Here is a 14,800-nt window from a genome sequence, read left to right as displayed (position 1 = left end):
ATTAAATTACCTTAGAGCTTTTGAGCGTTTTAAATCCAATCAATAAGGCTAAACCGGAAGCCAAAACAACTCCAGCGGTATATAAAGGACTAGCGGTGTTAGGAGTACCGGAAGGAGTCGCGCCATTTCCTGAAGGACTACTACTACCAATGGTTAAAGTGAAGCTAAGTGCTGTCGATGTACCGGAACTAATCACAACAGCATGATCACCTATCGTCAAAGTTGACGTCGAGAGTGTCCACAACCCTGAAGCATCTGCGGTCGCGGTATTAGCAACACTGTCGATAGTGACGGATACTGAGGCTGAAGGATCGGCCATTCCCTTAAGCGTCGGGTTAGCGACCGTATACCACCAGTGATTATAAATATGACCAGCGGTGGAAACAGTACCAATGTCGGTTAGAGTCAGAACGGAAGCTTGGGCTTTGACGACCAATCCCAAGGAAACGATAGCAAATAAAATAACAACAGGCAGAAGTTTACGCATCTACATATTAGTATTGACCCTAAGAGTAGCTCTGTCAAATAAATCAATTATTATCTGCCGAATATCAGGATAAAAAAGATACCAGGGCGACTCCGTAGGCTTCCCGGCAACTTTCGGCATTTGTTGAATAGCGTAAAATTGTGGATATGGCTTATTTTCAGGGTCCAGCCAATTAAAGTGATCTTCGGGATGACTGTATTTAATAGTAAACGGAGTGACGGCAATAATGCGAGGGTCCGGCAACCAAACCTGTTCGTAAGCTTCTTTGATTAAAGCGGCCGTTTGGTCAGCGGTGTAAAATGAATAGTCCGGAGTGACGCCTTCTTGGTGGGCCCAACCGGTTTCGGTAATGAAGACCGGTAAATTATTGACCCCGAACTTATCTTTCAAAAGTGACAATTCCCAATCGTAAGCTTTAATACTGTCGCGACCAGTGTCTGCCAGCGATCCCGAAAAGTTTGGCTGTGGATAAGGATGCGACGCCCAACCATCAAGCCGCTTAAAAATTCCAGGAACTGCTTTATTCATCGCTGTGACGTAATCAACTTCGTCCATGTAACCATTGCCGTTTCTGGCCGAAGCATTAAAGGCCCCGTTTAACATAAAGAAAGCTGAATTTTGTTTTTTAAAAGTGGTAATTGTTTGATCTAGAACCGCAGCGTAGCCCGCAGGATCGACTTTGTTGTACCAGAAACGACTGTCGTTGGGCTCATTGTAAACGCTAACATAGTGGATAGTCGTCGGCCAAGGTAGTGAATCCAAAAACTCGGCCGCGTGCTGCGTATCCTCAGAGTTCCGAAGATCCCACAGTTGAATTATGGGAATTAAATTGTCTTTGTGAAGTTCTAAAAAGAAGCCGCGCCACTTTTCTATGTCCGTATCGTAAACCGCGTAAGGGACGAGGACGTACCCCCAGTCTCCTCCGTTACTATTAACGAGTGTGGCCGCTGCCGAAGCATAATCGTTGACTGAGTAGATATATAAACCGAACTTATTGTTTGGAAGTGCCCAAGAACCAACCGAAGCACTTAGAACCTGATTATGGCCCCCAAACAGACCAAGTAAAGTCGAAAAAACCAACCCCCAAACTGAACTCATGAGGCCATTTTAACAGCAACCAGACGACTTAGGAAAGGCGAGCCGAGAAAGAGAAAGTGTAGGTTTTACCGTCACTAGTAGTAATTTCGGTGGACCCGGTAGCTTTGTAGTATTCGACCAACGAAGCTGACAAGGAATCTTTGTAATCACGTAATTCTATTTTTCGCTCTTTTAAGGCGTTCATTAAGCCGGTAACGGTGGTGTTGGCTTCCGCCTTTTGAGAAGCCATCGCTTTAGCTTCACGAGCCACTTCCACTTCTTTTTGAGCGTCCGTGTAGACCGGATCCGAAGCTAAAACTTCATCTAATTGATTCTTTATCACTTTTATATCCTCTTTGGACTTCTCAATCAGCTCAAAGGCCTTGTTTATCATGGCGGTTATTTCGGCGTTTTCTGGCACAGTTGTATGATCGCAAAAAATTATGGCTCCCGCAAGAGTCAAAATCTGGTATCATGAAGACGGATATGATGTCTAAACACGCCATGATAATAGCCACTATTTTAGCAATTGTTGCTGCTATTGCGTTGTCGCTATTCGTTATTAATACTCTTAATCCGATTAAAATAAATATTCAATCTAAAAGTTTAAATTTACCGCAGGCCAAACAGGCTTCAGGGCCCGCCGCAACAAAAGCGGATCAACCTTGGCAAACCCCGGAAGCTACCACCTCGGCCCAACCGTTATTTTTAGTTTTAATTAATCCGACCGATAAATTGATTACTACCAATATGCAGGAACCACTGCGCGGTCAGACAACGAGCGGCGCCAAAGTCCTCCTTAATGAAAAGGAAGTAACGATTGCTGACGATGGGTCTTTTAATATGATCGCACCACTTAAAATAGGTCCCAATGAATTAGTAGTGACGGCTCTAGATAATAGCAACAATGAAAAAATCGAATCGGCATATGTGCTGGCCGCCCCTGCAGATCTGGGAAATATTACCATTGACACTTTTCAAGGCATTGTTTCAGAAATTCAAGCCAAAACTATTACTGTGACAACAACTAAAGGTGAGTCAAAAGTCTTCAACATTAACACCTTCACCAAGTTAATTAGAAAGTATGGGTCTGATATTAATATTGTTGACCTCACCACCGGACACGAAGTCGAGGTGGCCGCCATTGGTGGTGACGCCTATGCCATCCGCGATTTGACCAATACCACTCGTAACACCTATCTTTCCGGCAGTGTTTCGGCTATTACCGGCAAGGCACTCAGTTTCACGTTGATAAATAACCTTACCATCATTGTGGATACAACCAGTAGCACCTTAATCCAGAACCTGAAGGTAAATGATAAAGTGCGTTTACAAGGATTATATGATGAAAGAAATAAAACAATGACCGCGGTTACCGGTGTTACTAAACTCTAACATGGACTTGGCTGATTACGATTCTACCCACTTTAATTATCAAAAATACTGGACGGGCCGTGATTACGAAAATTTAGCCGAGCAGCAGGCTATTAAAAAATTAGTGCCTAAAAAGTGCCAAAAATTTATTGATGTTGGCGGTGGCTTTGGCCGTAATCTTAAAGACCTGCTTAATCGCTGTCAAAGCGCTGTGTTACTTGATTACTCAACCGAAAATTTAACCAAAGCTCGCGAATTTCTAAAAGATGACCAGGTTACTTACGTCCGCGGTGACGTTTATAAATTACCGTTCCCGGATAATAGTTTTGATAGCGGTATGATGATTCGAGTGATGCACCATTTGGAAGAACCGGAACTGGCTTTAAAAGAAATATACCGCGTAATGGCCCCCGGCAGCACTTTTATTCTAGAGTTTGCCAATAAAAATCATTTTAAAGCGCTGCTAAAACACGGTCGACACTTCGCCGCCGATAAAACCCCTTATAATCAATTGACTGCTGATTCCGGCGTATTTCTAAACTTTCACCCTGAGCATATTTTAAAAATTCTAAATGATCTAAATTGGAAGGTGGTGGCAACTTTAAGCGTTTCTAATTTTAGAAGCCCGGTTATTAAAAAGATTATTCCCGGTAGGGTTTTAAGTTCTCTTGATAATCTTGTTCACAAACCTTTAGGAAAATTATATTTCGGCCCCAGTATTTTTATTAAATTAGTTAAGACTATTTAAAGCCCCAATTTGAAAGAGATAAAAATCGATCAGACGGCAGAGAAAAGTTTTTTAAATCTAAACCATTTAAATTATCCCGTACATAATAGTTAAAAATCGGATGATATAAAAATATCGCCGGAACTTCATCCATAACAGCCTTTTGAAAAATACTGTAATGTTTTTGACGAATATCGGCAGCTTTTTCTTTTCGACCTTCCTCAAGCGCTTTATCAATTCGGGAGTTGGCGATCCCGCTTAAATTAAGGCCCGGAAAATTCGCCTGGCTGGAATGCCATAAAACGTAACGATCGGGATCGCTACTTACCTCCTGACCGAATAATAAAACATCAAAATCACGTTTACCAATAACCTCGCTATTAAATTGTTCAATCGTGTAAACATTAATTTTTACTTTTACAGACAATAGTTTCCAAGCAGCGCTAACTTCATTAGCAATTTTTATATTGACCGAATTACCAACAATTGCTAAACGCAGTTCTTTTGGTAATTCCAATTTTTTAGAATCGGGAGCAGCGTAATCCAAATCACCGCGGGCAAATTTGTTTAAACTTAGCGGACCGGTAGTGGCTACAAAATTATCGCCGAAAACGTTTTTTAAAATACCCGATACCGAAAGACCGGAAGCTAATTTGGCGCGAACAGAAACGTCTGCTAATTTTTTATCACGGGTATTAAAAAACAGGGCGTAATAACGATTCTTTTCCGGAATTGAAATCTTAGTATAGTTGTTATAAGAAAATTGATCCTCCTTTTCGGAAAAAGCGTTAACCTCTCCCAGTTTAGCCGCGGTTTCCAAATCTTTTTCGGAATCGTAAAACTTAAACTCCACTCTCGTAATTGCCAAACTGGGAGAATTTCCTTGTAAAATAACGTCTTTAATAAGCCCACGATCGCGGTCAACCCGAATAACCCGATAATTACTACTACCAACCGGTAACCATTTATCATTATGGCCTTCCAAATGAGCCGGTAAAACCGGAATAGTCAAAAGATCATAAAAAGGCGAAAATTTATTGGGTAAAGTAAAACGAACGGTTCGAGAATCAAGCCTGTCGGTAGCCACCCCGGTTAGTTCACGAGAATTACTGGCGGTATAAATAATATCATTAGCCGAAAGCGATTTCCCATCTTGCCAACGCTGACTCGCCTTAATTCTCACGGTATAAGTAAGGCCATCAGCGGAAACCTCCCAGTAGTCAGCCAAATCGGGAATAATAGTTCCGGTTACATCGTATTTAAATAAACTGCGATAAATTATTTTTTGAACGGTGCGATCAATATCATTTGACGTGGCCACGGGAACAAAACCGGTTGGCTGCTCCGTAACGCCCTCAACGTAAGTTGGTTGAGGTAGAATTGAAGCCGCGAAAAAAGCCGCGAAAAAAAGTAAAGAACGAATTAGACTTAGGATTTGCAGGATCATGGGCGTACCGAAATATTACTTAAAACGCAGATGTGCAATTATAACTATTACAAAAACGACCGAGAACACTATAGTGGCAACAAAAACTATCTTTTCCAGCCCCCGCTTACTACTGTAAAAACCACCGACCCCGCTAAAAGACCGAGCTAAGCCCGTCCCTTTGGCTTGAATTAGAATCAAGCCGGTTATAATTACGGATAAAACGATTTCGGTGATGCTAAAGGCTAAATTTAAATTCATGCTACTCCACAAACCAATTAAATATACCGGTTATTACGCTAATACCAACCGCCGCCGCCACAGTTGCCGTAATTTTACTTAAATGGGCCGCTGGAATTATAACTCCCAACAAATTTAAGCCGGAAAAATTAAAGGCGTTAATAAAAAATCCCGGAATGATCAGGGTGACCGCGTAAAGCATTAAAGCGTTAACGACAATCGAGAACAAGCCAAGGGTAATTGCGTTAATTGGTAAAGTGATGATTTTAACAATCGGCCGAACCGTTACGTTAATAATCCCCAAAGCTAAAGCCGCCAGTAGCAGCACTTTTAGATCGCCTCGCCAATCAATACCGGTGACCACAAAGCCCACTACGTAAATAGCCACTAAATTAATAAAGATGTGACGCAATATCGATTTCACTGCTCTATTATAACGCAAAAAGTCCCGCCAGTGCAAAGCATTTAAATTATGCCTTCGCTGACGGGATTTATAAAAAGGTTGTCATCAATGGCGATAATCGGAGAATGTCTGCGGATTGATTAATTCGGTCACAATTAGACCGCTGATCAACGCGAAGACAAGCACAAAGCCGCCAATGACAAAAACGCGAACGACGCTAACGACAACTTCAAACAAGACCTGTGCGGTTGCATCCAATTGCTGGAACATTTCTTCCTCCTTACTTGAATTAACCGATTATTAACGATATATTAGCACTTTATCGACTCGCCAACAAACCTGTAGTATAGATAGCGATCTATATTATAGATTAGTTATCTTTTTACGGTAAGAATTGGCAAATCGGTGGGCTTCGTCACGTAAGCTTTGCAGCAGTCGAATGGCCGGTCGGTTTCTTGGAATTCGAAGGGACGTTCCGTCTGAGCGTACGATAGTCTCAAATTGCTTGGCAAGCCCTATTAGTTCTAGTTTTGAAGTCAAGTTTAAATCTTTAAGGACTTTTTTTGCGGCCGCCACTTGCGGCTTCCCGCCGTCGATGATCAAAACTCTCGGGAGAGGCCATTCTTCATGCTTAAAACGTCTCGTCAAAACTTCTGATATAGAATCAACATCGGAAATGCCGCGAACAGACTTGATTCGAAAGCGTCGATACTGAGTTTTGTCCGGTCGACCACCGTTAAAAACGACTAAACTCCCTACCGTTTGGCTTCCTCCAAGATGGGAAATATCGACGCACTCTAAGCGTTGATTTGACGTTTCAGAAAGACCGAGAACAGTTAAAAGATCTGTCACGGACGCGTTATTTTGATCACTTTGGAGATTAGGGTTAATAAGGAACTCTGAGGCCGGCCTAAAAGTCTGGGTGATGTATTCAAAACGGCTGATTTGATCACGAAGCTGTGAGGCCGCTTCAAACTCCTGATTTTCAGACAATTTTGACATCTCACCTTTCATCTCCTGAATGAGAGGATCTTTTTGACCACTAGATAAAAACTTTACAACCCGATTGATATTTTTGTTGTAGTCGACATCGGAAATGCGGCCGACGCAAGGGGCCGCACATAAATTAATGTCACCAAACAAACACGGTCGCTTCAAATTTTGGTAGCGATTATACTTGGAAGCCCCACAATCTCGAAACATGAAGATCCGACGGAGTTCCTTGACCACCTGACGCACCGTTCGCCCTTCAGGATACGGCCCGAAATATAACCAGTTTGTGTTTAAATTACCTTTATTATGGGTGGTACTTATTCGAGGAAACTTTTCTGACTTTTCTATCACAATATACTGATAACTCTTATCATCTTTGAGGCTAATGTTATAAGGCGGCCGATGCCTCTTAATAAGCTCGGCTTCAAGGAGCAACGCTTCCAGTTCCGAACCGACGTCGACATGTTCAATAAAAATAATCTTAGCTACTAAAGCTCTGGTTTTCGGACCCAAATCAAGGCTACCTTGAAAATACGAGGAGACCCGGTCTTTTAGAGAAATCGCTTTCCCAACGTACAAAATATGACCGGCTTTATCTTTAAAAATATAGACGCCGGGAGTTTTTGGTAAAGTGGCGAATTCTGCAGGAACCATAAATTAATTACTAATGCCAGCCAAAAACCTAATAATTTTAGTCCCCAAAGAATTGTCGACGGAAAGTGGGACTACTTTAGTCGCATCTGTAGTGACCGCATCCGCGAAAACTACCGCTACTTGATCCTTTTCTGTAATATCCAGTTTAAAAGCTCCGGCCGGAGCGGGTGATACCGGCGACACACCATGTATGACAAAGACCAAATGGTTAGCGTCAAGATGCGTGAAGAAATCAGTTTTAGCGGTATTGCCCCACGTTGGATCAACGGCCACCCAACCAAAGACCGGATCATAATACTCAGCCCAGGCGTGTAGCACGTCATTTAAAATTGGTCGATTATCTTGATTAGTCGCAGCGTAGCCCTCGAGTTCCCGAGCCGGAATACCATTTGACCGAGCCAGTGCCACAAAGAGATCTGAAAATTCAGTGCATACGGCGTTATCGGGAGTTTTTAAAGTTGCTACGGCTCCTAAACGATTATCAAAACCCTTGGCATTATTATATTTTAGAGTGGCCACGACATAAGTGTAAATATTTTGAGCATTTTGAGAAACGGTTTTAGTAGGATTATATAAATCAGAAGCAATCTTTTTAATAATCGGATCAGTTACCTCCCAAAAACTTGCCGCATTAGTCAAATATTTTAGGTTAGAGGTTATGGCCGTAACATTACCTCCAACAAAAGGATTAATTTGACGATTATAAACTTTGGCCTCTCCGTCTAAAGTGATTTCTAAATCTTGACCCCACCACAAAAAATACTTGGCCAGCAAATTACCGTCACTATCAACTCGTGACGAAATGGGACGGGGTGATAAACTAGTAATAAAAGTTTCTTGATAATTAGCAACACCTGGAGGTAGAGTAATTTCTTCAAAATGCGGTAGTAGGTTTAGGTTTTTTAAATGATACTTAAGAGTATATTTAAAAACTTGATAATCGCCAAAAACAGCGGCGACACCTTGATTAAGTAATAAGTTTTTAGAGAAAACATAGAAGTTTTTACTACCAGCTACCCCGCTACTAATTGCGGTATTGGCCATTTGGGCATCGTCACCAAAGCTTTGGGGCACCTTAAGAACCGTAACGTAATCGGCTAGATCTATACTCCCTTCAACTTTAGGAAGATCAACTTCCCAAATCCGGCCTTTTTTTATTGCCAGATCGGGAGTTTTATAAATTAGAGTCCAATGAAGTATGCTATTTAAACCAACAACTTTATCATTGAACAGGACCTTAATTTCTGAGCCATTAAGAGTCACCGGACAATTACCCAGGCGATCATAGGCAGTAACTTCTAAAATATGCGGAAAACTTAACGTTAAAACGTAATTGGAAGCGTAAAAATTGGCGGATTTATTGGTTAAACTAATCTCGGAAGTGACTGTCGTTAAACCGCTAATATCAACGTCATAGGTAGTTTTGTAAGAAGTAGAAAATTTAGAGTCGGCTGCTTTTACGTCAGTTGACCCAACTAATAGCAAAAGGGTTGACAGGGTTATAATCGCTAATCCTTTGAGCATACAACTTTATAACTTCGCTTTTAGATATTTTCCAGTCCAACTTTCCTGGCAAGCCACCACTTCGGCAACTGTACCAGTGACAATGACCCGACCACCACCCACTCCACCCTCCGGACCCAAATCGATAATGTGATCGGCAAAACGAATTACGTCTAAATTATGTTCAATAACAATGACAGAATTGCCGTAAGAAACCAGTCGCTTAAAAATGGCGATTAAACGCTCTAAATCAGCAAAATGGAGGCCGGTGGTGGGCTCATCCAAAATATACAGGGTTTTGCCGGTTTGGCGACGCGAAAGCTCAGATGCCAGTTTAATCCTTTGGGCCTCTCCGCCAGATAAAGTTGGTGCGGGCTGACCTAAATGCACGTAGCCCAAACCCACGTCCTGCAAAGTATCCAGTTTATTTTTTATACCGGGATGGTTGGTAAAAAATATCGCCGCTTCATCAATCGTCATATCTAAAACTTGGGAGATATTTTTGCCTTTATACTCAATTTCCAAGGCTTCGTGATTGTAACGCCTACCATCACATACTTCACAATCAATATAAATATCCGGCATAAATTGCATTTCAATTTTAATTTGGCCGTCACCCTTGCAGGCTTCGCAACGACCACCTTTAACATTAAAACTAAAACGGCCTGATTTGTAACCGCGTAATTGAGATTCTCGGGTTGACGCGAATAATTCTCTAATTTCATCAAAAGCTTTAGTATAAGTGGCAGGGTTGCTGCGGGGCGTTCGACCGATTGGGGACTGGTCAATGTCAACCACCTTATCAATGTACTCCAGGCCTGTAATGCCATCGTTAGCGCCAGGTTTTTCCTCATTTTTAAGATTAAATTCTTGGCGCAGTTGGCGCAATAGCGTTTCATTAATCAAGGATGATTTTCCCGATCCTGAGACACCAGTGACGCAGACCAATTTGGCCAAGGGAATTTTAATAGTCACGTTTTTTAGGTTGTTATGACTGGCATTCATGAGGACTAACTCGCGAGATGACGGCTTAACTTTTACGTCAATTTCTTCTTGATTGAAATTGGGAACGGTAATTTGACGACGGCCGGAAAGATAAGCCCCGGTAATCGATTTTTTGTTGGCCTTAATTTCGTCTGGGGTACCTTGAGCCAAAATTTCGCCACCGTGCTCCCCAGCCCCTGGCCCAAAATCAACAATGTAATCGGACTCAAGCATCGTCTGCTCGTCATGTTCGACGACAATGACCGTGTTTCCAAGGTCCCGCAGGCGCTTGAGAGTTTGAATAAGTCGATCCTGATCACGCTGATGAAGGCCAATTGACGGCTCATCAAGGACGTAAAGAACCCCGGAAAGTCCGGAGCCAATTTGCGAAGCCAACCTAATTCGCTGGGCTTCCCCTCCGGCGAGGGTATTGGCGGCCCGGTCAATGGTTAAATAATCAAGTCCAACATCGAGAAGAAAATTTAAGCGGGCATCTATTTCTTTAATAATCGCCTTCCCGATCTCTTGTTCGCGACTATTTAAAGTTTTAAAATCAGCCGACCAATCTAAAAACTTTTTAATGGTTAAATTGCTAGCCTCGGCAATATTTAAATCTAAAATAGTCACTCCCAGCACTTCTTTTTTAAGCCGCACCCCTTTACATAAAGGACAAAGCTCTTTAACCATGTAGCGCTCGATTTCCCGACGAATATAATCGGAATCGGTTTCTTTATAACGGCGCTCTAAATTGGGAATAATGCCTTCAAAAGTAGTGTCGTAAGTGCGTTCTTTACCAAATCGATTTTTACCGTTCACGGCATAAGCTGTTTTTCCGGTGCCGTAGAGGATTAAGTGTAGTTGGCTATCCGAAAGCTGGCTAATCGGAACACTTAAGTCAATATTATTAGTTTTGGCCACTGTTTCGAGGAGTCTGCCGCTCCAAGTTTCATGTTCCATTACATTAGCCCACGGAAAAATGCCGCCTTCACGAACGCTTAAATCGGGGTTGTAAATAATGGCCGGATTAATTTTAAGTTCTGTTCCTAGGCCCTGACATTTAGGACAGGCACCATGCGGTGAGTTAAAAGAGAAACTGCGGGGCTCCAGTTCCGGCAGCGAAATATTGCAAAATGGACAAGCAAAACGCTCCGAAAATAGATGATCCTCCATCTTTTTCGGGGATTCCGGAAATTCAAAGGCTTTATCGGTTACTTGAGAAACAATGGCCACGCCATCAGCCAACTTTAAAGCCGTTTCTACCGACTGGCGAATTCGAGTAATAGTATCTTTAGAGACTTTCTTTTCCAGCACTAAACGATCAATTACGGCTTCAATAGTGTGTTTGTTTGTTTTGATAAGATCAAAATCGCTATCCAAACTTATCACTTGCCCATCAACCCTGGCCCGGCCAAACCCCTGCTTTCGCAGATTCTCAAAAAGATGCGTATATTCGCCTTTGCGGTCTTTTACGATTGGGGAGATGATCATGTAGCGCCCCGGCCCTAAAGCGAGGATACCATCGCTAATTTGATCGATGGTTTGCCGAGAAATTTCTCGACCGCAATTGGGGCAATGGGGATGGCCTACGCGAGCGTATAAAAGACGAAGATAATCGTAGACTTCGGTGATAGTGCCAACGGTGGAACGAGGGTTATGAGAAGCCGACTTTTGATCAATCGCAATTGCGGGGCTAAGTCCTTCGATAAGGTCGACATCGGGCTTATCCATGACGCCTAAGAATTGGCGGGCGTAGGAAGACAAAGATTCTACGTAACGGCGCTGCCCCTCAGCATAGATAGTATCCATGGCCAAAGAGGACTTACCACTGCCGGAAACGCCGGTAAAGACTATTAATTTATTTTTGGGAATAGTTAAATCGACGTTTTTTAAATTATGCTCTCTGGCGCCGCGAATAATGAGTTCTTCCATAAGATGACGATCTGGTATTCTACTATATTTTGAAGCATTTATAAAGGGTCACACTCAGATACGTCATTCCGGGACAAGACCTGGAATCAAGTAACAAAGGTATAATTTTCAATTTTAAATTGTAAATTTCAAATTAAAAAAATGAAAGGGCGGTGAAACTTAACTCTCTGTAGAGAAAAATTCCACCGCCAAACCTACGCAAAGCTAACTAGCAATGATAGATACTGTACGAGTTCACGACGCATTGGGAGTGTGTGCAAACACGCCGACGAGAAAAACGACCGTAATGCACAGTACCCTTTCCACAACTCGGACAAATGCTGCCCTCGGGCGGACATTCATTCTGAGAGTTTGGCGAAGCCATTGGATTTACTTTGGTCGCCACAGAACTCGATCTGACACTTGCTACTACTTTGCCTGAATTATTTGCGGAACCCATGATGTATCTCTCCTGAAAACTTTGTCGAATCTTTCGCGAACATTTGAGATTACAGCCTTCCCTTGCCAACAGGCTGTTTAACCAACTAACTGATATGATAGTTGCCCTTAAGCTTTTTCGCCAACCCTTGACCACATTGTTGGTCTTTAGGAAGGCTGTTCCAAGCTTTAAGTGCTTTTGCATTCAGGTCTTTCGACGGAACACCTTGATGCAGCATCCCCGTTGGAACCCAAGGATGCTTATCTTGAACGTAGTTCCAGGCGGTTGTAAATGCCTGCGCTGAACTATGAACGAAACCAGAACTTCTCTGTGCGATCACTGGATGACGAGCTTGACCACCCACGAGAGCCTCCGATGTAGTAATAATAACAACGGCAAGTCTAATTAACGCTTGCCTGTGATTAGAATATTGTGGGCATTATAACTAGAGGTTCTTCTTTATGTCAAGTAGCTCGTCCCTAATTTGGGCGGCAAGTTCAAAGTTGAGCTCTTCGGCAGCCGTTTGCATTTTTAGTTCCAGCTCTTTAATAAACTTCTTCCGTTCAGACGGCGGAACATCAGCCAGGTCGATTAAAGAAGCTTTGCCGCCTTTTTTACTGTATACAGTGGGGTGAGATTTTTCGGCAATTTCGGCCGCCGTAAACTCCACCATTTTATCGCGAATCGACTTGGTAATGCCCACCGGTGTAATATTATGTTCTTGATTATAGGACAGTTGTATCGACCGTCGTCTATCAACCTCATCTATAGCTCGTCGCATGGAATCAGTAATTTTATCGGCGTACATGACCACTTCGCCTTGTAAATGCCGAGCCGCCCGACCCATCACTTGAATTAAAGCCGATTCACTCCGCAAAAAACCTTCCTTATCGGCGTCAAGAATGGCGACCAGTGACACTTCTGGAAGATCTAAGCCTTCCCGTAGCAAATTGATACCAACTAGGACATCATAATTACCACGTCGTAAATCATCTAAAATGGTGCTGCGCTCTAGAGTTTGAATATCAGAATGCAGGTAAGTGACTTTAATATTTAAATTCTTTAAATAATCAGATAATTCTTCGGCCATTCTTTTAGTTAAAGTTGTAACCAGGACCCGCTGGCCATTTTTTATTCTTTCCTCAATGCGACATCGTAAATCATTAATCTGGTCTTTCGATGGTAAAACTGTAATTTGGGGGTCAATTAAGCCAGTTGGACGAATTAATTGCTCTACAATTGGAGTCAAAGTTGCTTTCTGACCGCTCAGCGATGACAAATCACTGGCTGCCACTGTCGCCCTGGTTAATTCCCAAGGACTAGGCGTTGCGCTCATATAAATAGTTTGTGGCATGCGAGTTTCAAACTCTGGAAAGTCTAAAGGACGATTATCCAAAGCCGATGGCAGCCGAAAACCAAAGTCGATCAAAGTTTGTTTGCGACTGCGGTCCCCTTTATACATCCCCCGAATTTGGGGAATCGAAATGTGGGACTCGTCGACGACTAGGAGCCAATCCTTAGAGCTAGCCTTACCAAAACGATGGGCAAAAAAATCAAGTAAAGTATAAGGTGGCGAACCGGGCGCCCGACCGTCAAAATAACGCGAATAATTTTCAATACCATTTACAAACCCGACTTCTTTAAGCATTTCCAAGTCATACTTAGTGCGTTGCTTTAAACGATAAGCCTCAAGCTTCTTGCCTTGACCTTCCAGCGACTTAAGTTGCTTCTCCAAATCCACTTGAATTGCCGCCAGAGCCTCATCAAAAGTCTCCGGATCGGCTACATAGTGACGGGCCGGATAAAGTACAAATTCACTTAAAGGTTCTATTTGCCCAAAAGTAATGGGATTAAGCTTGGAAATGCGAGATAAAGATTCCCCTAAATATTCCAAACGTAAAATGTAATCTTCGTAAGCCGGCCAAACTTCAATGTTTTCACCTTTAACGCGAAAAGTCGCTCTTTTAGATTCAAAATCGTTGCGATTATAATGCATTTCTATTAATCGACTTAGAACATGGGCACGTAAAGTTGTGGCTGATCCGACTTTCAATTCTAAAATTGCCTGGCTATATTCTTCGGGATCACCTAGTGAATATATCGCTGACACGGAAGCCACTATGATCACGTCCGAACGCGTCATTAAGGCCGCCGTGGCTCGCAAACGAAGTCGATCAATTTCATCATTAATATCGGCATCTTTTTCGATGTAAGTGTCAGTAGCCGGGAGGTAAGATTCCGGTTGATAGTAATCGTAGTAACTAACAAAGTACTCCACGGCATTTTTAGGAAAAAACTCCTTAAATTCTTGATACAGCTGGGCCGCTAAAGTTTTGTTGTGCGAAATAATTAAAGTGGGCTTTTTAATTTCTTGGATAACGTTAGCCACCGTGAAAGTCTTGCCACTACCGGTAACACCAAGTAAGACCTGATCCGAAAGTCCGGCTTTGTAGTTACTTAATAGCGACTTAATAGCCTGAGGCTGATCTCCGGCAGGCTTGTAAGATGAGGTAAGCTTGAATTCCATAAATAAAACACGTCATTCCGGCCCCGGAGCCGGAATCCAGTAACAGATTAAATTGTTA

Annotated in this window: 14 protein-coding genes; 2 read left to right on the top strand and 12 right to left on the bottom strand. The window is 42.5% G+C overall.

The features are described from left to right. Window position 1: 1 nt before the first annotated feature. From NT141_03800 to NT141_03790, 3 genes are read right to left on the bottom strand one after another with little or no spacing between them, the layout of a single operon-like run. Window positions 2–487, bottom strand: a complete 486-nt coding sequence (locus tag NT141_03800; protein ID MCX6784155.1) for a hypothetical protein — start codon at window positions 485–487, stop codon at window positions 2–4. Then, the gene (locus NT141_03795; GenBank protein ID MCX6784154.1) at window positions 488–1,585 is read right to left on the bottom strand and encodes a hypothetical protein; all 1,098 of its coding nucleotides are present in this window, start codon (window positions 1,583–1,585) and stop codon (window positions 488–490) included. Window positions 1,586–1,613: 28 nt separating this feature from the next. Beyond that, window positions 1,614–1,985: a hypothetical protein gene (locus NT141_03790; protein MCX6784153.1), complete on the bottom strand. Its 372-nt coding sequence runs from the start codon at window positions 1,983–1,985 to the stop codon at window positions 1,614–1,616. Window positions 1,986–2,038: 53 nt separating this feature from the next. Between NT141_03790 and NT141_03785 the strand changes: the two genes are divergently transcribed. Together NT141_03785 and NT141_03780 are read left to right on the top strand one after the other, a co-directional pair. Continuing rightward, window positions 2,039–2,959: a hypothetical protein gene (locus NT141_03785; GenBank protein MCX6784152.1), complete on the top strand. Its 921-nt coding sequence runs from the start codon at window positions 2,039–2,041 to the stop codon at window positions 2,957–2,959. Window position 2,960: 1 nt separating this feature from the next. Further along, the gene (locus tag NT141_03780) at window positions 2,961–3,686 is read left to right on the top strand and encodes a class I SAM-dependent methyltransferase (protein MCX6784151.1); all 726 of its coding nucleotides are present in this window, start codon (window positions 2,961–2,963) and stop codon (window positions 3,684–3,686) included. Here the strand turns inward: NT141_03780 and NT141_03775 are convergent. From NT141_03775 to uvrB, 9 genes are all read right to left on the bottom strand, one after another. Continuing rightward, window positions 3,679–5,112, bottom strand: coding sequence for an ABC transporter substrate-binding protein (locus NT141_03775; GenBank protein MCX6784150.1), 1,434 nt, complete (start codon window positions 5,110–5,112; stop codon window positions 3,679–3,681). The genes NT141_03780 and NT141_03775 overlap by 8 nt on opposite strands. A 15-nt stretch (window positions 5,113–5,127) precedes the next feature. Continuing rightward, complete coding sequence (gene secG, locus NT141_03770) at window positions 5,128–5,352, bottom strand: preprotein translocase subunit SecG (protein ID MCX6784149.1); 225 nt, start codon at window positions 5,350–5,352, stop codon at window positions 5,128–5,130. A gap of 1 nt (window position 5,353) precedes the next feature. Then, window positions 5,354–5,755: a phage holin family protein gene (locus tag NT141_03765; protein ID MCX6784148.1), complete on the bottom strand. Its 402-nt coding sequence runs from the start codon at window positions 5,753–5,755 to the stop codon at window positions 5,354–5,356. 84 nt (window positions 5,756–5,839) lie between these two features. Beyond that, window positions 5,840–6,004, bottom strand: coding sequence for a hypothetical protein (locus tag NT141_03760; protein ID MCX6784147.1), 165 nt, complete (start codon window positions 6,002–6,004; stop codon window positions 5,840–5,842). A gap of 93 nt (window positions 6,005–6,097) precedes the next feature. Further along, window positions 6,098–7,381: a GIY-YIG nuclease family protein gene (locus tag NT141_03755; protein ID MCX6784146.1), complete on the bottom strand. Its 1,284-nt coding sequence runs from the start codon at window positions 7,379–7,381 to the stop codon at window positions 6,098–6,100. 3 nt (window positions 7,382–7,384) lie between these two features. Further along, on the bottom strand, window positions 7,385–8,905 hold the full coding sequence (locus NT141_03750; protein MCX6784145.1) for a transglutaminase-like domain-containing protein: 1,521 nt from the start codon (window positions 8,903–8,905) through the stop codon (window positions 7,385–7,387). Window positions 8,906–8,911: 6 nt separating this feature from the next. Further along, window positions 8,912–11,797 (bottom strand): excinuclease ABC subunit UvrA, encoded by a 2,886-nt coding sequence (gene uvrA / locus NT141_03745; protein ID MCX6784144.1) that lies wholly within the window; start codon window positions 11,795–11,797, stop codon window positions 8,912–8,914. Window positions 11,798–12,321: 524 nt separating this feature from the next. Beyond that, window positions 12,322–12,579, bottom strand: a complete 258-nt coding sequence (locus tag NT141_03740) for a hypothetical protein (GenBank protein MCX6784143.1) — start codon at window positions 12,577–12,579, stop codon at window positions 12,322–12,324. Between the two features lie 81 nt (window positions 12,580–12,660). After that, window positions 12,661–14,742, bottom strand: a complete 2,082-nt coding sequence (gene uvrB, locus NT141_03735; GenBank protein ID MCX6784142.1) for an excinuclease ABC subunit UvrB — start codon at window positions 14,740–14,742, stop codon at window positions 12,661–12,663. Between the last annotated feature and the right edge of the window lie 58 nt (window positions 14,743–14,800).

This window comes from candidate division WWE3 bacterium, assembly GCA_026396615.1.
GTDB lineage: Bacteria > Patescibacteriota > WWE3 > JAPLWK01 > JAPLWK01 > JAPLWK01.
Note: the sequence above shows the minus strand (reverse complement) of the source record. Positions and strands in the feature narration are given on the sequence as shown.